Source organism: Prochlorococcus sp. MIT 1341 (genome assembly GCF_034092415.1).
In the GTDB taxonomy this organism is placed as follows: domain Bacteria; phylum Cyanobacteriota; class Cyanobacteriia; order PCC-6307; family Cyanobiaceae; genus AG-363-P08.
The window spans coordinates 290,147-315,867 of record NZ_CP139304.1 but is presented as its reverse complement, the minus strand read 5'-3'; the positions used below and the strand labels follow the sequence as shown (position 1 = coordinate 315,867).

General features: G+C 36.4%; 25 protein-coding genes and 1 tRNA gene. 19 read left to right on the top strand and 7 right to left on the bottom strand.

Translation table 11 applies throughout. The features are described 5' to 3' along the window. Positions 1-534: 534 nt before the first annotated feature. Entirely contained in the window at positions 535-1,920 is a 1,386-nt protein-coding gene (rlmD, locus tag SOI84_RS01600) for a 23S rRNA (uracil(1939)-C(5))-methyltransferase RlmD (RefSeq protein ID WP_320674661.1), read from the top strand. Here the strand turns inward: rlmD and pheT are convergent. Continuing rightward, on the bottom strand, positions 1,897-4,404 hold the full coding sequence (gene pheT, locus SOI84_RS01595; RefSeq protein WP_320674660.1) for a phenylalanine--tRNA ligase subunit beta: 2,508 nt from the start codon (positions 4,402-4,404) through the stop codon (positions 1,897-1,899). The two genes, rlmD and pheT, sit on opposite strands and share 24 nt — an antisense overlap. A 120-nt stretch (positions 4,405-4,524) precedes the next feature. Between pheT and rpmG the strand changes: the two genes are divergently transcribed. From rpmG to lptC, 5 genes are all read left to right on the top strand, one after another. Next, positions 4,525-4,719 (top strand): 50S ribosomal protein L33, encoded by a 195-nt coding sequence (rpmG, locus tag SOI84_RS01590; protein ID WP_320674659.1) that lies wholly within the window; start codon positions 4,525-4,527, stop codon positions 4,717-4,719. 40 nt (positions 4,720-4,759) lie between these two features. Next, entirely contained in the window at positions 4,760-4,981 is a 222-nt protein-coding gene (gene rpsR, locus SOI84_RS01585; RefSeq protein WP_320674658.1) for a 30S ribosomal protein S18, read from the top strand. A gap of 172 nt (positions 4,982-5,153) precedes the next feature. Continuing rightward, entirely contained in the window at positions 5,154-6,416 is a 1,263-nt protein-coding gene (locus SOI84_RS01580) for a ribonuclease catalytic domain-containing protein (RefSeq protein ID WP_320674657.1), read from the top strand. Between the two features lie 74 nt (positions 6,417-6,490). Beyond that, positions 6,491-8,038 carry a methionine--tRNA ligase gene (gene metG / locus SOI84_RS01575; RefSeq protein ID WP_320674656.1) on the top strand — a complete coding sequence of 516 codons (1,548 nt, stop codon included), beginning with the start codon at positions 6,491-6,493 and terminating at the stop codon, positions 8,036-8,038. Position 8,039: 1 nt separating this feature from the next. Further along, a complete protein-coding gene (gene lptC, locus SOI84_RS01570) occupies positions 8,040-8,942 on the top strand; it encodes an LPS export ABC transporter periplasmic protein LptC (RefSeq protein ID WP_320674655.1) in 903 nt (300 codons plus the stop codon). A 16-nt stretch (positions 8,943-8,958) separates the two neighbouring features. On the opposite strand, the gene SOI84_RS01565 is transcribed toward lptC, so the two are convergent. Next, positions 8,959-9,585, bottom strand: coding sequence for a cofactor assembly of complex C subunit B (locus SOI84_RS01565; RefSeq protein ID WP_320674654.1), 627 nt, complete (start codon positions 9,583-9,585; stop codon positions 8,959-8,961). Between the two features lie 168 nt (positions 9,586-9,753). Between SOI84_RS01565 and SOI84_RS01560 the strand changes: the two genes are divergently transcribed. The 3 genes from SOI84_RS01560 to SOI84_RS01550 all read left to right on the top strand — a co-directional run bounded on the left by SOI84_RS01560 (position 9,754) and on the right by SOI84_RS01550 (position 11,031). Beyond that, positions 9,754-10,314 (top strand): bifunctional adenosylcobinamide kinase/adenosylcobinamide-phosphate guanylyltransferase, encoded by a 561-nt coding sequence (locus tag SOI84_RS01560; protein WP_320674653.1) that lies wholly within the window; start codon positions 9,754-9,756, stop codon positions 10,312-10,314. Continuing rightward, positions 10,314-10,805, top strand: coding sequence for a tRNA (cytidine(34)-2'-O)-methyltransferase (locus tag SOI84_RS01555; RefSeq protein ID WP_320674651.1), 492 nt, complete (start codon positions 10,314-10,316; stop codon positions 10,803-10,805). The genes SOI84_RS01560 and SOI84_RS01555 overlap by 1 nt, the downstream gene beginning before the upstream one ends. A 152-nt stretch (positions 10,806-10,957) precedes the next feature. After that, a tRNA-Met gene (locus SOI84_RS01550) sits at positions 10,958-11,031 on the top strand. Positions 11,032-11,161: 130 nt separating this feature from the next. Here the strand turns inward: SOI84_RS01550 and SOI84_RS01545 are convergent. Next, positions 11,162-11,320 carry a hypothetical protein gene (locus SOI84_RS01545; RefSeq protein WP_320674650.1) on the bottom strand — a complete coding sequence of 53 codons (159 nt, stop codon included), beginning with the start codon at positions 11,318-11,320 and terminating at the stop codon, positions 11,162-11,164. Between the two features lie 145 nt (positions 11,321-11,465). Between SOI84_RS01545 and SOI84_RS01540 the strand changes: the two genes are divergently transcribed. Then, positions 11,466-12,062: a peroxiredoxin gene (locus SOI84_RS01540; protein ID WP_320674649.1), complete on the top strand. Its 597-nt coding sequence runs from the start codon at positions 11,466-11,468 to the stop codon at positions 12,060-12,062. Between the two features lie 59 nt (positions 12,063-12,121). On the opposite strand, the gene SOI84_RS01535 is transcribed toward SOI84_RS01540, so the two are convergent. Both SOI84_RS01535 and ftsH read right to left on the bottom strand, forming a co-directional pair. Next, positions 12,122-14,911 carry a UPF0182 family protein gene (locus tag SOI84_RS01535; protein WP_320674648.1) on the bottom strand — a complete coding sequence of 930 codons (2,790 nt, stop codon included), beginning with the start codon at positions 14,909-14,911 and terminating at the stop codon, positions 12,122-12,124. Between the two features lie 52 nt (positions 14,912-14,963). Further along, a complete protein-coding gene (gene ftsH, locus SOI84_RS01530) occupies positions 14,964-16,733 on the bottom strand; it encodes an ATP-dependent zinc metalloprotease FtsH (RefSeq protein ID WP_320674647.1) in 1,770 nt (589 codons plus the stop codon). Positions 16,734-16,869: 136 nt separating this feature from the next. Between ftsH and rpmF the strand changes: the two genes are divergently transcribed. Next, positions 16,870-17,043 carry a 50S ribosomal protein L32 gene (rpmF, locus tag SOI84_RS01525; protein ID WP_320674646.1) on the top strand — a complete coding sequence of 58 codons (174 nt, stop codon included), beginning with the start codon at positions 16,870-16,872 and terminating at the stop codon, positions 17,041-17,043. 80 nt (positions 17,044-17,123) lie between these two features. On the opposite strand, the gene SOI84_RS01520 is transcribed toward rpmF, so the two are convergent. Continuing rightward, positions 17,124-17,459: a DUF565 domain-containing protein gene (locus SOI84_RS01520; RefSeq protein WP_320674645.1), complete on the bottom strand. Its 336-nt coding sequence runs from the start codon at positions 17,457-17,459 to the stop codon at positions 17,124-17,126. Continuing rightward, positions 17,459-18,199: an HAD-IA family hydrolase gene (locus SOI84_RS01515; RefSeq protein WP_320674644.1), complete on the bottom strand. Its 741-nt coding sequence runs from the start codon at positions 18,197-18,199 to the stop codon at positions 17,459-17,461. Before SOI84_RS01515 ends, SOI84_RS01520 begins: the two co-directional genes overlap by 1 nt. 77 nt (positions 18,200-18,276) lie before the next feature. On the opposite strand from SOI84_RS01515, the gene recJ reads away from it, so the two are divergent. From recJ to SOI84_RS01475, 8 genes are all read left to right on the top strand, one after another. Further along, a complete protein-coding gene (recJ, locus tag SOI84_RS01510; RefSeq protein WP_320674643.1) occupies positions 18,277-20,169 on the top strand; it encodes a single-stranded-DNA-specific exonuclease RecJ in 1,893 nt (630 codons plus the stop codon). A 372-nt stretch (positions 20,170-20,541) separates the two neighbouring features. Next, the gene (locus SOI84_RS01505; RefSeq protein WP_320674642.1) at positions 20,542-20,907 is read left to right on the top strand and encodes a YkgJ family cysteine cluster protein; all 366 of its coding nucleotides are present in this window, start codon (positions 20,542-20,544) and stop codon (positions 20,905-20,907) included. Position 20,908: 1 nt separating this feature from the next. Beyond that, positions 20,909-21,262 carry a TMEM165/GDT1 family protein gene (locus SOI84_RS01500; protein ID WP_414153603.1) on the top strand — a complete coding sequence of 118 codons (354 nt, stop codon included), beginning with the start codon at positions 20,909-20,911 and terminating at the stop codon, positions 21,260-21,262. Between the two features lie 12 nt (positions 21,263-21,274). Then, on the top strand, positions 21,275-21,595 hold the full coding sequence (locus SOI84_RS01495) for a TMEM165/GDT1 family protein (RefSeq protein ID WP_320674641.1): 321 nt from the start codon (positions 21,275-21,277) through the stop codon (positions 21,593-21,595). Between the two features lie 94 nt (positions 21,596-21,689). Further along, positions 21,690-24,017 (top strand): RNB domain-containing ribonuclease, encoded by a 2,328-nt coding sequence (locus SOI84_RS01490; protein WP_320674640.1) that lies wholly within the window; start codon positions 21,690-21,692, stop codon positions 24,015-24,017. 4 nt (positions 24,018-24,021) lie between these two features. Further along, positions 24,022-24,630 (top strand): flavin prenyltransferase UbiX, encoded by a 609-nt coding sequence (locus SOI84_RS01485; protein WP_320674639.1) that lies wholly within the window; start codon positions 24,022-24,024, stop codon positions 24,628-24,630. Continuing rightward, the gene (locus tag SOI84_RS01480) at positions 24,627-25,169 is read left to right on the top strand and encodes a hypothetical protein (RefSeq protein ID WP_320674638.1); all 543 of its coding nucleotides are present in this window, start codon (positions 24,627-24,629) and stop codon (positions 25,167-25,169) included. The genes SOI84_RS01485 and SOI84_RS01480 overlap by 4 nt, the downstream gene beginning before the upstream one ends. Positions 25,170-25,245: 76 nt before the next feature. Then, complete coding sequence (locus SOI84_RS01475) at positions 25,246-25,692, top strand: DUF2996 domain-containing protein (RefSeq protein WP_320674637.1); 447 nt, start codon at positions 25,246-25,248, stop codon at positions 25,690-25,692. Positions 25,693-25,721 lie beyond the last annotated feature (29 nt).

Genomic DNA, 25,721 nt, shown 5'->3' with positions numbered 1-25,721 from the left:
CACGTTTCGTTTCCGTAATTGACTTTCGACTTGTTTTGCGGAAAAAGGTTAAGTTTCAAATGAGAGATTTGAACTGGAATACATTTGGTATGCATTTAAAAAAGCAAATTATTCAAACAATGTAAAATTGAATTCGATCAAAATGTAGTCTTCAGCGTCCAGTATCCGTCCAAAAAGAAAGTTTATGTAGCATATTCTAATTACAGCAAAAGGTTTCACTCATCGCGTAACTGCTATATAGACAGTTACGCGATGACTTTCAGAACGCACAGGACTTAAAACACCAGTAATAAGCAATCTTCTTAGTCTAATATGAGACTCGTTATTAGTCCCATGATAGGTCTTAGTATAGATTAACTAGACTATACATCTTATGCTTTATTTGGGAGCTGGCGGAAGCGACAAATCCAATATCTACAAAATAGATCTTCTACGTATATGATTAGACTCAGGGTAAGACTTAAATATAGTCTCATATGAGTTTAGGAAGAACAGTGGTTTCTCAATTAAATTACTAATCGAAAATAGCCAATTATGTTCCAGGAATTAGAGGCTAAGCAAATTGAAGTCGAGTGTGTTGATCTTGATCGCCACGGTCTCGGGATTGCCCGTTCCGGTAAAACAGTTGTATCAGTACCAGGATTAATACCTGGCGAAATTGCAGTAGTGCGCCTTTTGAGAAAAAAGGGCTCAATTTGGCTATCCGAATTACTTGATATACGTTCTTTGTCCAAGAATAGAGAGGCTCCAATATGTAGTGTTTTTCCCCAGTGTGGTGGTTGTACTATTCAACATTTAAAATATGATCAACAGCTTCAATCAAAAAATAAACACGTATTGGATTCTATAGTTCGAATTTCCAACATTAAGGATTTCAAGCTTAATCCAATTAATTCATGTGGGAATAGTTTTGGATATCGAAATCGCACATTAATCCCTTTAAATAAAGAGAAAGGTGGGGAAATAAACATTGGATATTATCAAAGAGGCACCCATAGCATCGTTAATATGACATCCTGCCCTGTTCATAATGAACACATTAATTATTTGATAAAATTAATTAGACCGGATCTTGATAATATAAGTTGGCAAATGAATTCTGACAAGGTTAAATTTTCAGGCCTACGGTTTTTAGGCATTCGTACAAGTAATCGTACTAATCAGACATTACTAACATTAGTTTCTAATACAACTAATCTACCAGGCCTTGAACAATTAGCTACTAAATGGTTGAAATCTGATAGTCATATAGTTGGGGTTACCTTAAATATAAAGGATAATTACTCTAACTCGATACTTGGTTATGACACTATTCTTGTCTGTGGTAAACCCTACATAGAAGAATATTTCTGCGGTCTGCGTCTCCTAATTTCATCAACCTCTTTTTTTCAACTAAATACCTCTATTGCCGAACAAGCAGTAACTAAGATTGTAGATTGGATTTCATCTAAAAATGTAGATTCAGTGCTTGATTGTTATTGTGGAATAGGAACAATTTCCCTTCCACTGGCCTTTAAGGGCTTAAATGTTCTTGGTATTGAAGTAAATAGTGATTCGATAAATTTGGCTAGACTAAATGCAAGAGCTAATAACCTGAATAACGCAGATTTTCTTGTTGAAGATGTTGATAATCATATTTCTGAGTACATAAACAATTTTAATGCTGTTGTTTTAGACCCCCCTCGCAAAGGTCTTTCAAGCAATATTATACAGACTATAATTAATTCACGTCCTAGTTATATAGCATATATGAGTTGCAATGTTTCAACTCACGCCCGTGATTTAAAAGCGTTTTGCGAAGATAACTTATATGTAATTGAATCTGTAAACCCCTACGATTTTTTTCCACAAACTTCACATGTGGAAGTTATCACATTTCTCACATTGTCAACCTCTCTAACTGCGAAGTTCAGCGTTTAGTTGTTTAACTAACGCAATTCTTACTTTTTCGTGAATTGGTTCAATTATTTCATCGGTCAGTGTTCTTTCTTTGCTTCTATATCTTAGTCTAAAAGCCTGACTACATTTTAATTGCTCTATGTTTTTATCTTCATACCTATCTATTAGCTCTACTGTTTCTAGAAGAGGTCTTGCTGATTTTTTTATTACACTTATAATATCACTTGCTAACACATTCTTATCAACAACTAATGATATATCTCTTTCTACATGAGGAACTGTGGCAAATGACTTCAAAGTTGGTCTTAACTTGTTAGACCTTGTCGCAGCAACAGATAGTTGATTGTAATTGAATTCAAATAGGAACGTATTATAAGGAAGATCATTTTTTTCACAAATAGCAGGGTGGATTTGTCCAAAATACCCTAAATGCTTGCCCTCCAGTATCTGTTCTGATGCTCTTCCAGGATGTAGTCTTTCATCCTTTATTGGTTTATCTACTAATTCTAATTTCATGGATCTAAAAACTAATTCTATTAAGCCCCTTGCACGATAGTAATTATTTTTTATTTTTTTTGATTCATCTGTCCAAAATTCCATTCCTTTCTCACCGCAAATGATTCCAGATAATATGGTTTTCTCATTGATTTCATTTTGTCTTCCCAACTGATATATTTTACCTATTTCAAATATCCAGCAACCTAATTTTGATGCCTTAAGATTTCGTTTGCATATTTCAATATGCTCTTCCCACAAATTTGTTCTTAGACAACTAGCTTCTGAGAGGAAAGGGTTTTTGACTATAACCTGGGTTGGATTGTTTTTCTCTCGGCCAACTAAGGACATTGTAGTGATCTCTTGAATACCTACAGATGTAAGGCTATTTCTAATAGTCCTTTCAAAAATTTGTTCGTCATTAAGTACGCCGGGCTTTATTGGCTCAGGTAAATTATATGAAAAATTATCATAACCAACCATTCTTGCTATTTCCTCAATTATATCAATTTCCCGGGTTATATCCTTAACTCTATAGGCAGGTATTTCCACTTGCCATCCCTGCTTTATTCCAATAAAATCTAAATTCAGTGAATAAAGTATTTCCTCGATATTTTCATCTGTGATGTATTCTACATTAGAATTTCTCTGATTAGATTCCTTTTGTCTCTCAGTATAAATAAGTTCTTTAGCCTCTTTTTTATCAATTATAGGACCTAAAATTCGTTCTATAGCTTCACGCCTTAGTATTAGTTTTCGTTTTTTGATTTTACTATCAGAGTAGAACCATGTTTGTTTTGGGTTCGCCTCGCAGACCTTTTTAATCATACTTACTGCACCTAATGCGCTGTCTAATGTTAAATCTTCAGCCACCCCTTTTTCAAACCTACTGCTTGATTCTGTTCGTATTCCAATTGACCTAGCACCTATACGAATTAGTGATTGTGGAAATACAGCCGCTTCCAATACCACTCTTTTTGTCATGTCCGTAACTCCGCTATGACGTGATCCCATTACACCAGCAATAGCTACATTTACACCGTTACACGTGATCATAAGGACATCATTATTCAGAGTTATCTTGTTATTATCTAACCCTTCAAACAACTCGCTTTCCTTTGCATAGGTTATACAAAAACTGTCTTGGTCTACTTTTTTATCTGTTAATTTTTCCAAAGCATCAATGTCAAAAACATGTAATGGCTGGCCATCCTTAAGCATCACGTAGTTAGTTATATCTACAAGAGGGTTAACTGTATTAATCTTGCATTTATCTAAGCGTTCTCTTATGATGTTAGGTGTTTTTAATTTATTGTTAATATCATCAATAAATGTCAATGAATATAGATTAGTGTTTCCAAGTTCCTCTTGTTTGCTATTTGGGTCCCATTGCTGTATTTCAGTTACTTCTAAATGTTCCTCTTCTTTTAATGGCTTCTTCGATAATATTGCAGATATCTCTCTCGCTATCCCAATAATTGACATTCCATCTGGTCTATTAGCGGTTATTGCTATATCTAGCACCTGGTCATTCAAACCCAACAAGGTATCCACCTTTGTACCTAAAGCCCTTACTTCATCTGTAATTTCATCAAGTATTGCTATTCCTTCAGATTCATTTTCAAGTCCCAGTTCTTTTAGCGAACAAATCATTCCATAGCTTTTTACTCCTCTTATTTCACTTTCTTTTATTTTCATTCCTATATTTTTCAGCTCAGCCCCTTCCAGAGCGACTGGCACATGGATCCCTGGCTTGACATTAGACGCTCCACATACGATTTGTATTGGTTCGTTTTTTCCAATTTCCACCTTGCATACATTGAGCTTTTCCGCATTCGGATGACTATCTACACTTTGAATACGGCCAACTACAACACCTTTTGCGTTCTGTGATGAATCATCAACAGCTTCCACCTCAAAGCCTGCCATAGAAAGCTTTTCAGCGATATGGTTCGCTGAATAATCCTGTATGGAGACGTACTCCCTAATCCAGGAAAGTGGAACCCGCATAGGTTGTATGTGATTAGTAATTGATACTACGAATAAATCAGTCCATTCGGATAGGGCCCCTTCCCTTGTAGGATATAGATTCATTTATTTCGCTTAGCAAAAGCGGCGAAACGTCCTTTTATGGCCAAAAACAAGGGCGTCCGGATCGTGATCACTCTTGAGTGCACCGAATGCCGGTCCAATACCGCCAAGCGTTCTCCTGGGGTCTCTCGCTACACCACAGAGAAAAACCGAAGGAACACAACAGAACGTCTGGAAATCAAAAAATTCTGCACACACTGCAATCGATCTACTCCCCATAAGGAGATAAAGTGATCAATTGAATACAACCATTTGACCGTTAATCCATCAAAACATGTCTAACTCGTTTTTTAAAAAGAGACTTTCTCCAATTAAACCAGGAGATCCTATTGATTATAAAGATGTAGATCTTTTAAAAAAGTTTATTACTGATAGAGGAAAAATCCTACCAAGACGATTGACTGGTTTAACAGCAAAGCAACAAAGAGATCTTACAACTGCAGTTAAGCGAGCCAGGATAGTAGCTCTATTACCTTTTATTAACCCTGAAGGGTAGCCTCTCTATACTTTGTTCAGATATAAAACTAGTATAATAAATATATTCACTTTTCCTAAATTTTTATTATTAGCAAATAAGTTAAAAAAGATCCTTCAATAATATCTGGATGCATTTGTCAAATTCTATAAGTTCAAAGACCGTTTGGGATCACTCTTTTTCAGAGGACTCATTGAAGGAAACATCGGAACTTCTAGAGATTTCAGATAAAATAAACAATGGCGATAACAGTCGAGAGGATTTAACTAAATTAAAAACTTACGCAATAGATGACGAGAATAGCTATGAGATTGATGATGCTATATCTTTAGAGAGAACAAGAGAAGGAGATATTTTGTGGGTTCATATCGCAGACCCGTGTCGAGTGGTAAGGGCTGATAGCTCCTTAGATAAGGAGGCTAAAAAAAGGGTCACAAGTCTCTATCTAGTCGATAGAGTTATCCCAATGCTGCCTTTCAAACTTACGGATAATTTAATAAGTCTACAATCATGCCGTACACGGGCTGCACTAAGTGTTTCAATTTTGCTTGCAGAGGACGGATCTGTAAGCAAAACAAAAATATGTAGATCATGGGTAAAAGTTAACTATTCTTTGACCTATTCCGAAGCAGATGAATTGATTGATTTAGATCCCCCTGGTGATAAGGATCTTAGAATCATTTCTAGTTTGCTAGAGAATAGACTTAACTGGAGATTGTCTAATGGAGCTTTAATTATGGAGCAAAATCAGGGAAAATTTTACATGAATGATGAAGGAAATCTAAAAGTGAAAATAATAGAGAATTGTCTCTCTAGAAGAATGGTAAGAGAGGCCATGATCTTAACGGGCTCCTCAATTGCAGATTTTGGAAATAAAGTTAACCTTCCACTCCCATATAAAACACAGACACAAATATACACTAGATTTCCTCAGAATGATCATAGAATGTTAGATAATCCAGTTGATAACTCATCCATTAAATTTTCACTAAACCGTAGTCGATTTCAATCCGAACCCGCTTGTCATTCTACCCTTGGACTTCCCGCTTACGTTCAAGCTACTTCTCCTATTAGGCGTTATGTAGACCTATTAGTTCACAGGCAAATTATAAACTTTATTAGCGGTAATCAGGTTTTTTCTTATTTGGAGATTAGCGAATTACTACCTAAATTAGACAATAAATCTAGAGAAGCAAATTTGATAGTTAGAGAAGATCAAAAAAAATATTTAATGTTATGGCTACAAAAGAATTCACATAAAAATATTGAATGTCAGTTTCTCAGATGGATGAATAAATCTAACCATTTAGCTTTAATCTATATAGACCATATTGCATTTGAGTTCTTTTGCAAATTCGAAACCAATCAACCAATCCTACCAGGAGATAGATTTCGTATGGAATTACTTTCTAGTGATGTACTAACAGGACATCTGCACATTTGTCAATCTAAATAGGATAATGTGCCATAATGTAGATGGAAATTGATCCATTTCCTACCACTTTAAATTACCCAGAATAATCGTAGAGGATGTCTTATACAATTACTACTCCCCTTTACTACGTAAATGACAAGCCACACCTTGGTAGTACCTATACCACAATTGCATGTGACGCCTTAGCTAGATATAAACGATTACAAGGCGAGGAGGTCATATTTATAACTGGAGTTGATGAACACGGGTTAAAAATACAACGTACAGCACAGGAGAATAATATTTCTCCTCAGCAGCACTGTGATCATGTAGCCAAGCAATACAGAACTCTTTGGGATAAATGGAATATTACTAATGATAGGTTTATCCGGACTTCTTCAAGCAAGCATCGCTCATTAGTTGAACAGTTATTCTACAGGGTTCAAGCAAATGATGATATTTATCTAGGAAGACAACAGGGATGGTATTGTGTTGGTTGCGAGGAGTTTAAGGATCTAGATAAAACAGTCTCTAGTCCTATATGTGATATTCATCAGAAGAAACTTGAATGGAGGGATGAGGAAAACCTATTCTTTAGATTATCAAGGTACCAAGAACAAATAGAAAATTTGGTGAATGACGATCACTTTATTCTTCCTATTATTCGTCGTAATGAGATTAAGAATTTAGTCAAAAAGGGACTCCATGATTTTTCTATTTCCCGTGTTAATTTAAATTGGGGCATCCCAGTCCCTGAATACAAGGGCCATACCTTTTATGTCTGGTTTGATGCTCTTTCTGGTTATCTCTCTTCATTAATTGACCAGCAAAATGAAATACCTGATATTTCAAGTTTAATCCTGAATGGATGGCCAGCCAATGTTCATATGATAGGTAAGGATATTCTTAGATTTCACGCTGTGTATTGGCCAGCTATTTTAATCTCAGCAGGATTGCCAATGCCCCGATCTATATTTGGGCATGGATTCCTCACTAGAGAGGGAAAGAAAATGGGAAAGTCTTTAGGCAACGTTTTAGATCCAGAAATACTATTAAATGAGTTTGGAATTGACGCAGTTAGGTGGTATTTGTTAAAGGACATTCAATTTGGTAGTGATGGAGATTTTCAACAACGACGCTTTGTGGAAACCATCAACAATGATTTATCTAACACTTTTGGAAATCTTCTCAATCGTACTGTAAGCATGTCAAGAAAATGGTTTGATAATAGTATTCCCCCAAATAATTTGACAGAATTAGAATCCAACTATTTAGCTGATAAGGCAATTTCTACTATTCATCAATATCATCTACATATGGATAAATTTAATTTAGATAAAAGCGCCGATTTAATACTTTCATTAGCCACTAATGCTAATATTTATTTAAATGAACAGGCACCATGGACCAAAATTAAAGATCAATCTAACACAGATGTAGTAGCACAAACTTTATATTCGGTGTTAGAGACCTGTAGGATTTCCTCAATCCTTTTACAACCTTTTGTTCCCAACCTAAGTCAGCGAATAGATTTACAGCTAGGCATAACCCATCACACAACTAACTCACAAGAGCTACTTAATTGGGGGCTACTTAAATCAGGCAAACCGTTACCAGAGCCCAATCCTATTATGTCCAAATTGGAAATTAGTGACCTCTTCTAGCATGTTAAAACTATTCATAATAAGTAGCAACTACATGTTTTTTTTATTTGCAGTTATTGCTTGTTCCTCTGATTCTCCCATTGGCAATGATGTTTACCAGCCATTTGTATTTTCGAAACTACAACTTAGCAAGAAAGATAATAAAGGTAATAGCATGTGGAAAATTACAAGCCCTGAGGCTAGGTATGAGCTAGGTAATAGGCTTATTAGAGCTATAAATGTAGAGGCAACTATCTTTAATCAGTCAATTCCTACTTATAATATTTATGCACAATCAGCTAATATCCTAAATGATGGTGAACTAATTCTCCTTGAGGGTGGTCTTAAAATTAATAAGATTAATGGAAATGATCATACATTAACTAGTGCCAGAGGAGTTTGGAACACGGCTGATGAACATATGGAGCTTGACATTAAACCAACTCTCCTGAATTCTGAAGTTCTTATCAAATCAGAAGAAGTAATAATTAATCATAGAGATAAAACTGTACTGTTAAAAGGTGCTAGTTTAGTCACTAATAATCCTACAACTAACTCCAAAGAAAATACTGGGAGATTTAAGCTTTTATTAAATAACCCTTCGTGGAACTATGATACAGGATACTTTAAGGCCTTGGGCCCAATTAGTGGTGTAAGAGTTTTGGAATCGTTGGATCAATACCAGAGAATATCCGGTCAATCTATCTTTGGAAATACCAATAAAAGCCTTTTAGGTATTCGATCCTGCAAGGTATACCAAAAAAACGAATATATAGAGTCTAAAAGGTGTTTATGGAATTGGAATGATGAAACTCTTACATTTTCTGGAGGTGCAAAGCTGAGAAGAAACAGCTCTAAATTATTAATTGACCGTACAAAAATTGAAGCAGAGTTAACAGAACAAGGAGTCCTTGAATTCGATTAACACTTAATCAAACATCTCAACTCATTTCTTTACATAATATGTTTATCAGTTTTTCTTTCCAACACTCTATTAATTTTTCATCAGAAATACTAAAACAACGTTCACTCCAACCGCCCACTAACAATAGTCCTTTGCTCTCTAATGGTAGTATGATTACAGAAGGTATATCTTCAACAAAAGTATATAACTCCTTCCGACCTGGATATAAAGAGGTTTTAACTAATGAGATTGTCTTTCCTGTTGATAATGACCTTTTACATATTTCTCCTGGTGTAAAGGATAAATTTCCAATTATACCTCTTCGTAGAAGTACATTGTCATTCCAATAAATTAATAATGATGAGGCAGGTGTACTAGTTAAAATTAACTTTGATCCCCAAGCAATTTCCTCCCTAATAGTTTTTGTTAATTGGTCAGAAATTTGGATACCCTGTTTTCCCTTTAATTGCTTTTTCTCCGCCTTTATCGGTGAGTACTCCGTAGATAAATAGGATATAAGCATCAAACAAACCGATGAAAGTCCAGCCAATACCTCGGCTCTTAGAAACCCAGGATCTACTTGTCCCTGTAACGCACCATTAAGCACAGTTAGGGAGAGGAACAAGATTCCAAAACCTAAAATGTACTTTGCGCTATTTGCCATCTATAGAAGCGCCAACCAAGTTTTATACTAGTTCTTAGTTTAGCTATCTATATTAGGTTAGAAGGACTGTGATCTTTATTAATGCCTACTTAATATTTATCCCTTTTCGCTTTTTCCTCAATTCAACCTTGACCCTCCATATATACTGGATTTACCCTTATCTATTAAATGGTTACCAAAAAGATTTATCCTACATTAGACCAAGGAATAACCTTTGTAAGTGGACCTACAAATAGTGGTAAAAGTCTTTTCGCAGAGACTATTGCAAGACAATTTACGCGAGTTCTTTATATTGCTACCCTCTCTGATGAATTTATTGATAATGATATGCTCAAACGTATTCATGTCCATCAACAAAGAAGGCCAAAAGGTTGGGCCTTTTTGAACTCTAACCAAGATCCTTTTATATCCCTACATCAGGTTTCACAATATGAACTACTCCTAATTGATTCACTAGGTGGATTTGTTACCTCTAATCTGATGTTACCCAGTTCTGAATGGAACAATAAAGTAGTTCACTTTAAAAACTTACTTGCCATACAAGATAAAAGGATAATTCTTGTTTCCGAGGAAATTGGCTGGGGCCTTGTTCCAACAACAGAGTCAGGTTCTATCTTTACAGAACGTATGGGACAACTTACGCAATACTTTTCTACAATAGCCGCCTCTTCCTGGCTTGTTATAAATAGCACAGCAATTAATATTTCGGAAATAGGAACTCCAATCTAATGTTAAATAATTATCCTTTAACTGTTGCCCTTTACCAACCTTGTATTCCACAGAATACTGGAAATATAGCTAGGTCCTGTGCAGCATTTAAAATACCACTAGTTTTAATCAAACCACTCGGCTTTTCTCTTTCCGATAAACATCTTAGAAGAGCAGGTTTAGATTATTGGCCACTTGTAGAGATAATTATTAAAGATAACTTTTCCTCATTTATTGAATCGGTATCACCCCAGCAAAGAATAATTGGTGCAAGTAGCCACGGAGGAATTGCCTTAGCAAATATGTCCTTTAACAAAGGAGATATACTCTTATTTGGAAGGGAGGATACTGGTTTACCTAGCGAGGTTCGTAATAGATGTGACCAAATCACTTGCATAGAAATGCCTGGTAAAACACCTCAGACTATTAAGGGAGGTGTAAGGAGTTTAAATTTGTCAGTAGCTTGTGCTGTCATTTCCTATAAAGCAGCAAGTTCGCTTCATCTATTCTGAACCGGATTAACGGCATAAGGTCCTCACTGATATTTCAAATCAAGTCAACTCACATGATCTAACATTTACCATTCATAATGCCTCCAATCCTTTTATCCATACATTGACGTTTTTGCTCTTCAAGTGCAATAGTTTAAGATTGATAGAATCCTGGCTCGGTAGCTCAGCCGGTTAGAGCGCGGGATTCATAACCCCGAGGTCGGGAGTTCAAGTCTCCCCCGAGCCATTTATCTTTTACGTAAGCCCTGTAATATCAACAAAAACACTTGTTTGCTTATGTACTCCATGGCAAAAGAATATCAAATTCTTCAATGAAATCATTATGCCATGAGCTGTTTCAGGGAGGAGTATTCTATCTAATCAGGTTTTGGACCCCTTCTTTCTGACCTTACTGTTGGGTGTGAGCGTTGGATAGGGTTTGCTCTCAAGTCTGATTTAAGTTGATTTAAAAGCCGAAAATGACTAGTTGAACCAAATTTTCTTAGAAGTTGTGCATCCCAGGATAAATTACTCATTTTGTAGCTCAATAGAGAATTAGTCTTTAGCTATTGCTGATTTTTGTTCAGATCGTGGTTTAACATGATATGTTTTGAGAATGGTGTTCATGATCCATTAAGAATCATTAGTATATGACACCACATAATCAATCCAACTAAATCCATGACCAGCAACGATTGTTTACGTGTAGGGCAACCAGCACCTGACTTTACTGCAACAGCTGTAATTGATCAGGAGTTTAAGGATATAAGTTTATCCAAATATAGAGGTAAGTACGTCGTACTTTTCTTTTATCCACTTGACTTTACCTTTGTTTGCCCTACTGAGATTACTGCCTTCAGTGATAGATACTCTGAATTTGCTAACAAGAATACAGAGGTCTTAGCAGTTTCAGTTGATAGTAAGTTCAGCCATTTAGCTTGGATTCAAACTCCTCGCAATGAAGGTGGAATTGGTGACATTTCCTACCCACTAGTGTCCGACTTGAAAAAAGAAATTTGCTCAGCATATAACGTCCTCAATGAGGATGGTGAAGCTGACAGAGGTTTATTTATTATTAACCCTCAAGGCATAATTATGCACAGTACTGTTAATAAAGCGCCCGTAGGTCGAAATGTAGATGAAACTTTAAGGGTGTTACAGGCTTATCAATATGTTGAAGCTCACCCAAGTGAAGTATGCCCCGCGAATTGGACACCAGGTGATAAAACAATGTTAGAAGATCCTAAAGGTAGTAAGGAATACTTCTCTACATTATAGATCTCTATAATATAAAATATTTCCCTAACAAAAGCACTGCTATTTATAGCAGTGCTTTTTTAATTTTCTTCTACCAAGGATTTAACACCTTCAAGTAGATTCTCTGCCATTATTATCTTCTTACCATCGCTAACGACTACTCTTGTTAGTGTTGGCAAACCACCCTGACTCGCCTTTAAATAAACTGGTTCAACATATAACAAGGAGTTTCCTAAAGGTAAAACCAATAAATTCCCCTGTATAACCTGAGATCCTGCTCGATCCCATAGACTGAATTGTTGGCTAATATCAGGGTCTTGATTAATTAGTGCTTGTATTTGTTCAGGGCCATAAATTGTGGTTTGACTTGGAAAGCGGAGTAAAACAAGTTGTCCGTAGTTGTCGCCATCACTTCGGGCAGCAAGCCAAGCAGACAAGTTGGGTCTAGAAAGTGGTGAAAGGGGTTGTAATAGTAGAAATTCTGTTTCATTTGTCTGTTTTAATTGTGCGGAAATATGATATGGCTCAACCGGAATTTGCTTCTCCCCATATAGTTCCATTGGGACTTGCCATACATCATCCCCGTTATAAAAGGTTCTAGGGTCTGTTACATGGTATTTAAGTAACTGGCTGACCTGAATTTCAAATAACTCTGTTGGAACCTTCAAATGATCCCTGATAGATTTTGGCATATCTTCTATGGATTGAAAAAGTGTTGGAAAAACTTTTCTCCAGGCTAAAATTATTGGGTCATTAGGCTCACTAATATAAAAATTAACCTTACCGTTATAGGCGTCAATAATCACTTTCACCGAATTTCTGATGTAACGAACTTCCCCGTTGCCAGGAGCTGCTTCGGCATATGGATATCTTGTTGATTTAGTAAATCCTTCTACAATCCAATACTGGTTTTGATTAGTTGCATATTCAGTATCGTCATTATTTATCTTTACTGAAACCATATATGGTTCTCCAAGTGTTGTTAAGAATGGAGCGATCGCATTAACCCTTTGACGGACTTCTCTTCGTATAATTAATTTAGAATCATTTTTAATTACGCCAGTTGTAAGAAGCCTTGGCTCGGCTAGGTATAACGATGCTGAGATTCTATTAAGAATATTATTTAATGAAATTCCAGCTTCCCCCTTATAGTGATTATAGATATTCTGATCTCCTTCAGGGAAATCAAACTCCTCAATTTCTGTAGGAGCAATTGCATAAGGAGATTTGTATGTTCCAAAATATAAAGCAGCACGATTTATAGGGACAGTTTTTTCTACGTCTTCGCTTGTAATACCAAGCTGAGGGCTTCCCTCTATTCGTCGTGAAGATCCTAAATCACTAATAAAGTAATCTGGTAAACCGTCAATCGCCTTTGTATTGACAGGACTAAGTGTGAAACCATAGCCATGAGTAAATACAAAATGTTTGTTCAGCCATGTTCTCGAGCTTTCAGGTAATGACTCCTGATCAAGCTCTCTAGCAGCCACTATAACTTGTTGCCTTTCATTTGTACCTGGCCTTAGTTGATACCTATCGACAGAAGCGCTGGAGAATCTGTAATAAACTCTTAGCTGTTGAAGCTGTTTATTGGTTGCCAACAGTGGCTGACTATCCCAAAGCCGTATATTCTTTAGCGTGCTACTGCCTTTTTTTAAATCATCCTTAGTAAGTTTTTGGTTTGGGCTTATTAATTCTGTCTTGATTGAGTCTAACTGAAAAGCCTTCCGTGTAGAGTTAATGGATCTAAGTATGTATGGTGATTCAAGAGTAAGCTCCCTCGGACGAACTACAATCCAATTAACTATTGGAGATAATAAGGATTCAGATATAAGAGTAAACAAGGCCAAAACAAGGCTAAATATTGATAACTTACTTAAACGTTTATTACTTAATGGTATAGCAACTAATACTGCACCAACTATTACTAGTAAAGAAGCACTTGTCCTTAATGGTATGTTTTGGTGTATGTCTAACCATGAGGCACCCGAGCGAGCGTCATGTTGAATCCATAAAAAATTATAACGTGATAACCACAGAAAAGCGGCTATGTAAACCAGCGAAATTGAGCCCATAGGTTTAATATATTTCTTCTGACTGTAAGCAAAATCATTGCACATCCAATCTGAAAATGCACTTCCATACGATAATTTTGCCCATATAGATGTACTTACTAAAAGTGTATGAATACTAAACATTAAGAACAGAATTAATTGAATGGCAGGGTAAATTGCTAACGAAAAGTTAATATTTGATCCGAATACTGGTTCTACTATATTTCCAGAGGGTATTGTAAAGGCAATTGCCCATATACCCCATGCTCTTGATACTATTAACGAAAAGAATAATCCCCCCAATAAAAACACTATTTTATATCCACCTCTCTTTAGCAGAAGTAAATAACTGGTATAAGACAGTACAGCGGTAAGAATAATATATTCTATATTAGATGGTCTAATAAGAGTATGTATCTCGGATAGTTTAAATGGTTGGTTCAAGGCTGTCCATGAAACCATTCCTAGTAATCCGATTATTAATAGGGTTACTAGGAATGTTGAAGTCAAAAATAATGTGTACTTGATACCTTTAATCTTGTTTTTGTTATTTTGGTCGTAATCGAGCTTTAATCGCTTAAACCATTTCTTTTGCCATAGTCTTCCAGCTATTACCAGGAAACTAGAGCCTGCAAATCCTATTGCTTGCAATAGCCATCTCTTATAAATGACCTCAGAATATGAAAACTGTGAAAACCAAATTGACTCTACATGTAGTCTCATTAAAACGTATAATATGACTATTAATCCAGCACCCAATGCCAGAACTTTTGGTTTAGAAAGAAAATTTGCCGTTAATGCAGTTAATTTAGTCAATCAAATACCCATATTCTCTATAATATAGTTTTTCACTTTATTATGGTAATGCTTAAACATTAGTAATGTTTGCTAATTCCATAAATCTTACTCTGTCCAATATCTCTTCATTTATTAAAGCATCAACCAATCTATCCATGGTGTCTCTATGTGGTTCAAGTATTTTAATTGCCTTTTCCAATGACATAGAAGCAATAATCCTGACTTGTTTATCGATTTCCCTACCCGTAGATTCTGCATACTCTGATCTTTTATTAATTAAGTCTCTTCCTAAGAAAACCTGAGAATTATCAGATTCTAAAGCTATTGGACCCAGACTCGAGAATCCAAAACGTGTAACCATAGCTCTAGCAAGTTCGCCAACTCTTTCCAGATCCCCACTAGCACCCTGGGTTATCTCATTTGATCCAAAGACTAGTATTTCAGCCGCTCTACCTCCCAACGAAATAATTAGCGAGTTAAGCAGATAGCTTTTAGTAACCAACCCTGAGTCCATTCTTTCTTCATCTGGAATAAATCTTGTGACGCCCCCCATTCCTCCAGCAATTGGTAGAATTGAGATCTTATCCACCTGATCACATCCTTTGATCAGTGTAGCAACTAATGCATGACCAATCTCATGATAGGCAATCAATCTCTTCTTAGAGTTATCCAAAAGTGGAGACTTCTGTAAGCCTAATGTGATTCGTTCAAAGGCCATTTCAAGATATTTATTTGTAATTTTTTTATCATTATTTCTTGCAGTATATATTGCAGCCTCATTTATTAAATTGGCCAAGTCTGCTCCTGAAAAACCTGGTGTTTTTAGTGCCCACTCCTCCATCAAAACATTTTCACTTAAAGGTCGTGTTCTCGCATGAACTGACAATATCTTCTCTCGGCTTTTTCTATCTGGTAGGCCAATTTCAATTCTTCGATCAAACCTACCAGGCCTCATAAGAGCAGAGTCAAGAATGTCTGATCTGTTAGTTGCTGCAATTATAATTATTCCCGAATTATCTCCAAAACCATCCATTTCGGTTAGGAGTTGATTCAATGTTTGCTCTCTTTCATCGTTTCCGCCCCCTATTCCTGCACCCCGTTGTCTACCAACAGAATCAATCTCATCTATGAATATGAGACATGGTGCTTTTTCCTTGGCTTTCTTGAAAAGATCTCTCACACGACTTGCTCCAACTCCAACAAACAGCTCTACAAATTCTGAAGCAGAAATGGTAAAAAAGGGTACTCCTGCTTCCCCAGCTATAGCTTTGGCTAAGAGTGTTTTTCCTGTACCTGGTGGACCTACAAGTAGGAACCCTTTAGGGATCCTTGCCCCAAGTTTGGTATAGTTTTCCGGTTGTTTAAGGAATGTCACTATTTCCCTCAATTCTTCTTTAGCTTCTTCTACTCCTTCAACATCCTCAAAATGAATTTGTAATTCATCTAGTGGTTTAATAGTTGATTTACTCTGACCAAAACCCATTGCTTTATTAGCAATATTTGCAGAGCGTCGAAGTAAGAAACTTAGAGCAAATATAATCATTAGAATTATTCCAACATTTCCAAGTACACCTGCTAAGGCTTCTTGTTGTCTTATGTTTGAAACTGAAAGGGGGGTCCCTGACTCTTGGGCTGCTCGTAGAATATTTTGATCATTGGGAAGCACCGCATATTTGTTTTTAGATCCATCTGCAAACTTAACCAAGACCTCTCTTCTGGAAGGGGTAAGCTCTATTGAAACAATATTCCCATTTCGAATTTCCTTTAAAAGGTCACTGTAGCTGAGCCCTTGTTTGACTTTCCTACTTATTGAGAATGCGGTGGCTATAGCTTTGTCCATTTACTTAAAAGTCGGGTTTGATCGCCATTTATATCGAGAACACTTGAATTGTGGGTTCAACGAAAAGTCTTCTTGACTAGCGATTTGAGCCATAATCACATAAGGTATAACAATTCTAGTTTTAATCCTGCCTGAGATGGCCGTACCGAAGAAAAAAACCTCCAAAAGCAAGAGAAACCAGCGTCATGCTGTCTGGAAAGCCAAGGCAGCAACAGCAGCCGAACGAGCTCTATCTATAGGTAAGTCAGTTCTTACTGGAAGGGCAAGGGGCTTTGTCTATCCACTTGACCAAGAAGAAGACGAAGATTAATTTTGAAGTAATTTAACTGCTCTACTATTAATTAATTTTTTTAATAGCTAAAACTCGTTTTAACATAAACTTTTTTCAGTTCAGGAACCCAGTTTAAAGGCCTCTAGTACAACAGAATAAACAGAACCTATTCTTAAATTGTCAATTGTGGTAACTAGATATGAGTTCTCTCTAAGTACCTTTGAAGACCTTGCTCTAACGCATAGCTCAACTACAAATACCATCATAAGTCCAACTAAGGGACGCTCTCCGAATTTAATTAAATAATATGAGGTCAAAGTACTACCAAGGTAATAACCGATTAAAAGGGACAAAAGCCCTACACTTCTTTTTTTCCATGGTCCTGTTATTGAATCCGTGAGAAAAAACCAAACCTTTTTTTGTATGTAATTAAGCTTTGTATTTTGGATATTCATTATAAATCTAGAAAATACTCAAACGTAATTTTTCCCTGCTTACATACATTACCCTTAACGACCTCTGTTTTTACATCATCATCACCCAGGTTAGTAACGATAGCAACAGCTCGTTCAAAAACATCTACATTTCCTTGCCACCATTCGGGGAGGGTAATCAGACATTTTAGGTTAGCTGATTGGGTTGCAAAATAACCGGCTGGAGAGTCTTCGATTACAAGTATTTCTTCAGGTACACAACTAAATAATTCAATTGCTTTTATGTAAGCTTCAGGATTAGGTTTATGTTTTATGACATCATCGCCAGAAATCCAACCAGAAAAAGGGATATTTTGCTGTGGAAATGCGGCATTGAGAAATGCAGTTATTGCTGTCTGAGAACTCGTAGTGACGATATATTGTTTGATCTTTTTGCATTCTATCTCTCGTAATATTCTCTCTACGCCGATTCTTAGTTTAGGAGGATCCTTTTTGATAACTTCTACATAAAATTGCTGTTTTAGTAAATGGATTTTTACTATTTCATGCTCCTTAAGGGAATAATTCGTATCTTCTAAGTATTTTCTAATTCTATTTTTCCCCCCTGCAACCAGTAAAAGCTTAGAATAAATAATCCTATCCCAATGCCAATCGAGCCCAATATGTGAAAAGGCCATATTAAAGGCAACTCGGTGTCCATCCATCTCTGTTTCAGCTATGGTTCCATCTAGATCCCAAAAAACAGTAGTAATTTCCTCCATATGATCGATATTAATTCCAAGATTATCTTTCCAATCATATCAATTCAACCAAGTTACAAAGTTATAAGCCCCACCTTATGAGATTAAATAATATAAATAACAACTGGATTCTGCCAAATTTTGTCTCAGTAACAAAATTCACAAAGTTAAATATCCCTGATCCGTTAAAGGCAGTTTTAGCAAGGCGAGGAATTAATTCAAATGAGGAAGCCAAACGTTTCTTATTTCCACCATCACCTCCAAACCCTAAAGAGCACTTTCCAGATCTTTCAATAGCAACTGAACGACTTGAACAGGCATGTCGATCAGGAGAAAAAATAGCCATTTGTGGAGATTACGACGCAGACGGAATGACTAGCGCAACTCTTTTGATCCAAGCCATCACTTCTCTAGGAGGTAATCCAACTGCGCTCATCCCAAGTAGGCAGGAAGAAGGTTATGGATTAAACATTAATATGGTATCAAAATTGGCAAAAGATGGATTTAGATTATTAATCACGGTAGATAATGGTGTTAACGCCAAAGAAGCTATATCCCTCGCCAAAGAACATAAAATTGAAGTTATCATTACTGATCACCATACAATTATAGATGGGTTAGAGGATGTTTTTGCATTGCTACACCCTTCTACCACTCCCAATAATTCACCTTATAGACAGCTTGCCGGAGTTGGACTTGCATACATCTTAGCGATAACTCTGGGGGAAAAAATGAATAGACCAGATATCAATAATAAATCTCTAGATCTATTTTGTATTGGAACAATCGGAGATATGGCAGAAATTACCGGTGTTAATAGATTTTTACTATATCACGGTTTAAAAAACTTTATGCATACTAAATGTCTTGGTCTTAGCTTATTACTAAAGTTGTCAGGTGTCAAGCACCATGAGTTAATTAGTGATGCTATAGGGTTTAAAATTGCCCCTAGAATAAATTCTGTTGGAAGATTGGGGGATCCAAGATTAGTTATAGAACTTTTTACTGAAGAGGATAGTAATAAAGCAATAACATTAGCACGAGAATGTGACCAACTTAATAGGCAAAGAAGGGATTTATGTTCCTCAATAGAATTAGAAGCTATCGCTTTGTTAGAAGCAGATGCCGATAAAATTCCCAGTTTTATACTTATTGCTCAAAGACATTGGCACATAGGAGTTATAGGAATTGTCGCTTCGCGAATATCAGATAAATATAACCGTCCAACCGCTATTTTAGGGGGAGACATAAATGGTAATTTTAGAGGTTCAGTACGCTCACCTTTAGAAGAGTTTTCAGTAGACAAAGCCTTAGAGCGCTGTAGTCCTTATCTAATTTCAGGAGGAGGACATCCAGCAGCAGGAGGTTTCACTGTGAAACCACAAAACATATCCATTTTGCAATCCCAATTGAACTCTATAGCCTCAAACCTATCTATTACATTCACTAAAGAAATCAAACCTGAAGCCTACCTTAGCTTTTCTCAAATTGATATGAATCTATGGAACGAAATTAAACGATTAGAACCATTTGGCAACGGAAATAGGCACCCATTGTTCTGGTCGAGAAAATGCAAAGTAACTAATTCAAAGGTTATTAATGGAGGCCATTTAAAAATAGATTTAACTCAGGATAATAAAAACCTTCATTCCATTTATTGGGGCCAAGACTCAAATAAAAACCTACCTGAGATCATTGATATATGTTATAGAATCAATTTAAATAATTATCTAGATAAAAACGAACTTCAACTCGAAATTAAGGCCTTACGGAATTTTCAAAGGCTTATTCCAATCTGTTATGGAAAAAATACATATTCGTGTTACATCGAAGATGATAATATTGTAGTAATAAGGAATCAATTGGGACAAGAGATACGCGCAACCGTCAATAGGGGAGGGGATTTAATCTATGACCAAAAATGGAAGAACCATAAGTATATAGAAAGAATCATAGAAGACGCCTCTGTTGCATGTGGTCTTGTTTTGTAGGATCCAAATATTAGTAACTGTAAAAAACTAGTTATTTACTTGATACAATTGTCTTGATTAATCCTTATTAAAATTTCCCCTAGCAGAGCATTCTGCTAGGGTATTGAAATATTTCTTGAGCCTTTCCCGTTCTGGGAACTGAGGCCTCAACAAGGAAATGTTTATCAGGTGAAGTCTGTTCTATAGAAAATGAGTGCAATGATTGCTGGTCCGGCCAAGGCGACGACAACAAAAGGAAGAAGATTGCCCATAGTGTGAACTGGTTCTAAAGAGATCCTAGGGTACTAGGTTACTAAACATTAGCTTAAAAGAAAAACGGCAGGATTTGATTGCATTTAGAATCTCTGTGATGGCTTGTCACAGCTCCCACAAATGAAACGGTATGAAAAGTGGCAATGTATAAATCTCTGTGGTTCGTGTTGCCGCCTTGCACCTGAGGAGCGCTTAGAAGCCTTGGAAGCGTTGGACCTAGACCAACAAGCTGTGTACCTAAGCATGGTTAAGCCTGATGGCTGGTGTAAATATTTTGATTCTGGAAGAAGGCGTTGCAGAATTTATGAGAATCGACCGGACTTCTGCAGGGTTGAGAAAATACAAGTGATTTTCAAGATTTCCAATCAAGAGGCAAATGAATTTGCAATTAACTGCTGTAGATCCCAAATTAGATCAATATATGGCGGAAAGAGCTCAGAACTGCGTAGATTCAATAGAAGCATCCGTAGTCGCGAAAAACATTAAGGTGAACGAAACAGAACACGAACCTGAATCGTTACAAGAATCAAAAGAAACCATCAATGATGGCTTCTTGACGGTCTTTTTAACCACATTCACAACAGTTTTTATTGCAGAAATTGGAGATAAAACCCAATTAGCCACGCTATTGCTTTCTGCCCAATCTGGAAGACCATTAATAGTCTTCCTAGGAGCTGCTCTAGCCCTTATTTCAGCAAGCTTGGTCGGGGTTCTAGTAGGCAGATGGCTCTCAACGGTTGTATCACCTGAAAAATTTCAACAAATATCTGGCTTATTATTCATTGTTTTAGGAGTTTGGCTCGCAACCCAGGCATTTGAAAGCATGCTAGGCACGATTTAGTAATATTAAAAAATGGTCATTCCAATACTAGCCTCAACATTTATTACTGTTTTTTTAGCTGAACTGGGAGACAAAACTCAGTTGGCAACAGTTGCCATTAGTGGATCCTCTAACAAACCGATTGCAGTTTTTCTAGGATCTTCCTCTGCCCTAGTAATAGCAAGCCTCATCGGTGCATTAGCAGGAGGATCAATAGCTAACCTGATTCCAGAAGTGATTCTTAAATTGATTGCTGCACTTGGATTTCTTGTTATTGGCATACGTTTTTTGTGGCCAACCATCAGTAAGAGTGATCTAGCATCATTCTTTATGCAAACTAGAAAGGAGCCATAAGCCGAACAAGCAATTATTCTTAAAGGTAAGTAGTTTTAGAACCTTTCAGTTACTTACCTTAAAGCCACTAACAAAACATCATCCCCAAACTCAAATGAAGTTTACGGTCGAAAACATCCTTGATCTAGTTCCTGAACAAGGAACATTGGAAACTAAGAAGCTAGAAAAAATTCTTAAACTTACAAAAAAAGAGCAACGAGAACAATTAAATCTTGCAATCTCTGCACTTGGTAAAATAGGTCTTATTCAGGAAGTGCAATCTGGAGAAATATCAAAATTCAAACATGAGGGAATAATCGAAGCGAGACTTAGATGTAGCAGTAAAGGTTATTGTTTTGCGTTAAGGGAAGACGATGGAGATGATATTTATATTAGAGACCATAACCTCAATAACGCTTGGAATGGGGACAGAGTTCTTGTAAGGATTAACAGAGAAGGAATTCGTAGAAGATCCCCAGAAGGAGCAGTTCAATGCATATTAGAACGTAATTCGACTACATTAGTATGTATGCTTGAAAAGACTGACGATAAAATAATAGCTAACCCCCTTGATGAGAGAATTAATGCAGTTATAAATATAGAAGAGAGTAATAATAACGATTCTTCGATTATTCAACAGGCAAAAATTGTTGAAGTTAAAATAGATTTATATCCAGTAGGTCAATATCCAGCGAAGGGACATGTCGTAAGACCTTTAACATTAGATGCTGGTAAAAATGGTGATCTCGATATTCTTCTTACAAAATCTAATTTAAATCAAGAAGTTAATCCACCACGTTCAAGCCTAAAAACACCTTCCCAAAAAAAGAGGGTAGATTTAACAAACCAACCATCATTACTTTTGAGAAGTTGGCAGGGAAAGGACGCTCCCCCTTTATCAGCAATATATGTTGAACCGCAAGCTGCAGGAGTGAGACTATGGCTACACGCGCCAGCAATTTCTGAACGTCTGACTGTCCGCAATAGCTTGGATAATTGGCTTAGAGAAAAAGGGGAATCGCATTGTCTTACGGACGAATGGAAGCCATTATTAAACAAAACCTTAACTAAGCAATCAGAATTTCAAGTAGGAGAGCAGAATGAATCAGTAAGTCTGAGGGTTGATATTTCACCAACAGGTAATATTGAAGACTGGGAATTTTATTTGGCTAATGTTAAACCAGTTGCTCTAATTACCCCTGAAATGCTTACTGCATTATCAGAAAGGAAACCAAAAGCACGTACTTTACCAGCAATCCTCAAGCCTATAAAGGATCATATTGACACAGTAAAAACAACTATATTTGCAGCTAGCCTTATAAAGAAAAGAGAAGAATCAATTGGATTAATACAATTGGAACTTCCAATACCTAAATTAGAATATTTGGGCGATTTAAATTGGCAAAATCCCGACACAAATAACCAGGAGTGGATACTACCTATTGATGAGACTGACCCTAATTCCATTCTTAGTGTTTTTACTAGAGAAGCTAACAGAATATGGGCAAAGCATTTACAAGATATTAATCTTCCTGGATTAGTCCTTGAGTCTCAACCTATAGATACAAACTCTATTAATGATGTAGCTAAATCAGCCATTTCTCTGGAAATTCCACTTTCCTTAAATGACGAGGGTAATCCAACTGCTCAGGAACTTGTTAATTCATTTAAAGACACTAACTATAAAAGAGTTCTTCAACAGCAGCTCACATATTGTATTCATGAACCTGTTTTAAAGCAAATAAATTGTTTTGCTGATTCTGTTACTAATGATTCAGTTTCGTCAATATTACAATCCAATAATATAGTTTTTAATCAACAGGCTCCTTGGGTTAACGCTTCATTGCACTATTCAGATTTAATGAACCAACAAGTTATAACCTTTTTATTAAATGACGGTAAATCATCTCCAACCACTCGATCAAAGTCGAAGATTTCTCTTGCTAAAATGGGTATAGGAAAATCTATTTCATGGAATTTATTTAGTAGTTCCATACAGCACACAATTAACAACTTGTTTACAGTCTCAACATGTAGTAAGCAGAACAACCTCAGGAGAAAAGCAAAAAACTTTAAAAACGAGTTGATTTCTTTTGCTCAGGCACGCACCCTTGAATCTGAAATAGGTAAAGAATTAGAGGGTACGATTAGTGGAATACAAAGCTATGGTTTTTTTGTTGAGCTACCACCCTCTGAGGCAGAAGGTTTAGTTCATGTAAGTTCCCTTGCTGATGATTGGTACGAGTATCGCTCCCGTCAAAATAAACTGGTAGGTAGAAAAAGTAGAAAGACATACCAACTTGGAGATATTGTTAAAACACGTGTCTTAAAAGTTGATTTATTACGTAATCAGGTAGACCTTGAACTATCCACTGAAGATACACCACAAAAACAACTAGATAATGAGAAAAATAACGAAGCCCATCAAACTATAAAGGAGTAATCAATTGGAACCTTTTGTTCTCGCAATTACAGGGGCATCAGCTCAACGGCTTGGAGAACGAGCCCTTCAAGTATTGCTAGAGCAAGAGCAAAATGTTCATCTAATTGTTAGTAAAGGGGCACATCTTGTATGGGAATCAGAAATAGGTATTCAAATACCCGTAAATCCACAATTACAAGAAAAGTTTTGGCGAGATCATCTAGGAACCTCGAAAGGTTCCCTCACATGTCATAAATGGAATGATCAGTCTGCATGTATAGCAAGTGGAAGTTATAAAACACGAGGAATGCTAATCATTCCATCAACGATGGGAACAGTTGGAAGAATCGCATCAGGAATCTCATTAGACTTAATTGAGAGAACAGCTGATGTGCACCTTAAGGAATCTCGACCACTCTTAATTTGCCCAAGAGAAATGCCTTGGAACCTTATACATCTAAGGAATTTAACTAGCCTTGCTGAAGCAGGCGCAAAAATTGCTCCACCTATTCCAGGTTGGTACACAGATCCCAAATCTGTTGACGATATTGTAGATTTTATCATTGTAAGAATATTCGATTCATTTGGCCTTGAGGTAATTGATTTTCCACGGTGGAAACAGGAAAAACAATGAATAAATACAAGACCTTCTTTATTACAACATTCCTTTCCCCAATTATTGCTATAGGAATCATTTCGATAATTAACATCAACACGCAAACAAAACTAAAATTTCTAATTTGGGAAACTCCAAAAATATCAATTGGCTTTCTAATGTCTCTTGGTACAATAAGCGGTGCAAGCATAGCTTTATTAAACTCTTATGTATCACACAAACCCTCAACAAAATTACATCGCAAAGTTCATTATTCTTATCATGACAAACCTCAAAGTCATCCTGAACAACAAAATGAAATCAGCTCAGATGTAATAAAGAATGAGCTAATAGATATACCCCCGGAAAGGGATATTAGGGAACCATTACCAACAATTTCTACCTCTTATAGAGTAATTAGAAGTGGATCGAAAGGACCTAATTTTTATGAGAAACAAGACTTCGACTCCGATAGTTTAGAACCATCTATAAAAGACATTCCCAATGAACCAATAAAATCACCAAGCTATGCTGAGCAGCAGGAAGATTGGGGTGAATATTCAGATGATGATTGGTAGCAAAATTATTAAAATAACACAAAAGATTTTTATCTTTAGAGATTTGAGTAAAGTAATAAAAGACTTTTCCCATATCTTGAGAGAACCACCAGCGACTCCTCCATCTCCAAAGGATCCTGTTCAGAAGCCTTTAACTGACTCAGAAAAGCCACCAGCTCCACCAAAACCGGAGGAAAAGCCATTTGCGGAGTTTATTTCTCAGCATTTAATACCGGGCCTTAGTGAATCACTAAGCAAACATGGAATAGAGCCATCAAAACTAGAGTTTATTCAAGGAGAAAGACCAATAGTTGGTGGAAAATGCTGGATGATTTTTTGTGAATTGAACCAAGGAAGAACATTTTGGTTATGTTTTGATTCCGATACGATTAAATCAGCCAAAACATTTTGCATCTCAGAAGGAGGTTTTGCCCCAAGCTTATTGGAATCTTTTTTGATTGACGAACGAAAAATTACTAAAGCGTTAATCCTTTCAAGAATTCTTCAAAGATTAAATGGCCAAAAATGGTTAGGAAGAAATTAATCTCCCCGGCAGCTTGCCCAATTATATAA

What these genes read in the sequence shown, in the direction of transcription:
- rpsR (WP_320674658.1), top strand. Translation starts at nt 4,760, where the DNA reads ATGTCTAACTCGTTTTTTAAAAAGAGACTTTCTCCAATTAAACCAGGA.
- SOI84_RS01540 (WP_320674649.1), top strand. Translation starts at nt 11,466, where the DNA reads ATGACCAGCAACGATTGTTTACGTGTAGGGCAACCAGCACCTGACTTT.
- SOI84_RS01565 (WP_320674654.1), bottom strand. Translation starts at nt 9,585, where the DNA reads ATGGCAAATAGCGCAAAGTACATTTTAGGTTTTGGAATCTTGTTCCTC.
- pheT (WP_320674660.1), bottom strand. Translation starts at nt 4,404, where the DNA reads ATGCGGGTTCCACTTTCCTGGATTAGGGAGTACGTCTCCATACAGGAT.
- SOI84_RS01560 (WP_320674653.1), top strand. Translation starts at nt 9,754, where the DNA reads ATGGTTACCAAAAAGATTTATCCTACATTAGACCAAGGAATAACCTTT.
- SOI84_RS01495 (WP_320674641.1), top strand. Translation starts at nt 21,275, where the DNA reads ATGGTCATTCCAATACTAGCCTCAACATTTATTACTGTTTTTTTAGCT.
- rpmG (WP_320674659.1), top strand. Translation starts at nt 4,525, where the DNA reads ATGGCCAAAAACAAGGGCGTCCGGATCGTGATCACTCTTGAGTGCACC.
- SOI84_RS01480 (WP_320674638.1), top strand. Translation starts at nt 24,627, where the DNA reads ATGAATAAATACAAGACCTTCTTTATTACAACATTCCTTTCCCCAATT.
- lptC (WP_320674655.1), top strand. Translation starts at nt 8,040, where the DNA reads ATGTTAAAACTATTCATAATAAGTAGCAACTACATGTTTTTTTTATTT.
- ftsH (WP_320674647.1), bottom strand. Translation starts at nt 16,733, where the DNA reads ATGGACAAAGCTATAGCCACCGCATTCTCAATAAGTAGGAAAGTCAAA.
- recJ (WP_320674643.1), top strand. Translation starts at nt 18,277, where the DNA reads ATGAGATTAAATAATATAAATAACAACTGGATTCTGCCAAATTTTGTC.
- SOI84_RS01555 (WP_320674651.1), top strand. Translation starts at nt 10,314, where the DNA reads ATGTTAAATAATTATCCTTTAACTGTTGCCCTTTACCAACCTTGTATT.
- rlmD (WP_320674661.1), top strand. Translation starts at nt 535, where the DNA reads ATGTTCCAGGAATTAGAGGCTAAGCAAATTGAAGTCGAGTGTGTTGAT.
- SOI84_RS01490 (WP_320674640.1), top strand. Translation starts at nt 21,690, where the DNA reads ATGAAGTTTACGGTCGAAAACATCCTTGATCTAGTTCCTGAACAAGGA.
- SOI84_RS01505 (WP_320674642.1), top strand. Translation starts at nt 20,542, where the DNA reads ATGAAACGGTATGAAAAGTGGCAATGTATAAATCTCTGTGGTTCGTGT.
- metG (WP_320674656.1), top strand. Translation starts at nt 6,491, where the DNA reads ATGTCTTATACAATTACTACTCCCCTTTACTACGTAAATGACAAGCCA.
- SOI84_RS01515 (WP_320674644.1), bottom strand. Translation starts at nt 18,199, where the DNA reads ATGGAGGAAATTACTACTGTTTTTTGGGATCTAGATGGAACCATAGCT.
- SOI84_RS01545 (WP_320674650.1), bottom strand. Translation starts at nt 11,320, where the DNA reads ATGAGTAATTTATCCTGGGATGCACAACTTCTAAGAAAATTTGGTTCA.
- rpmF (WP_320674646.1), top strand. Translation starts at nt 16,870, where the DNA reads ATGGCCGTACCGAAGAAAAAAACCTCCAAAAGCAAGAGAAACCAGCGT.
- SOI84_RS01520 (WP_320674645.1), bottom strand. Translation starts at nt 17,459, where the DNA reads ATGAATATCCAAAATACAAAGCTTAATTACATACAAAAAAAGGTTTGG.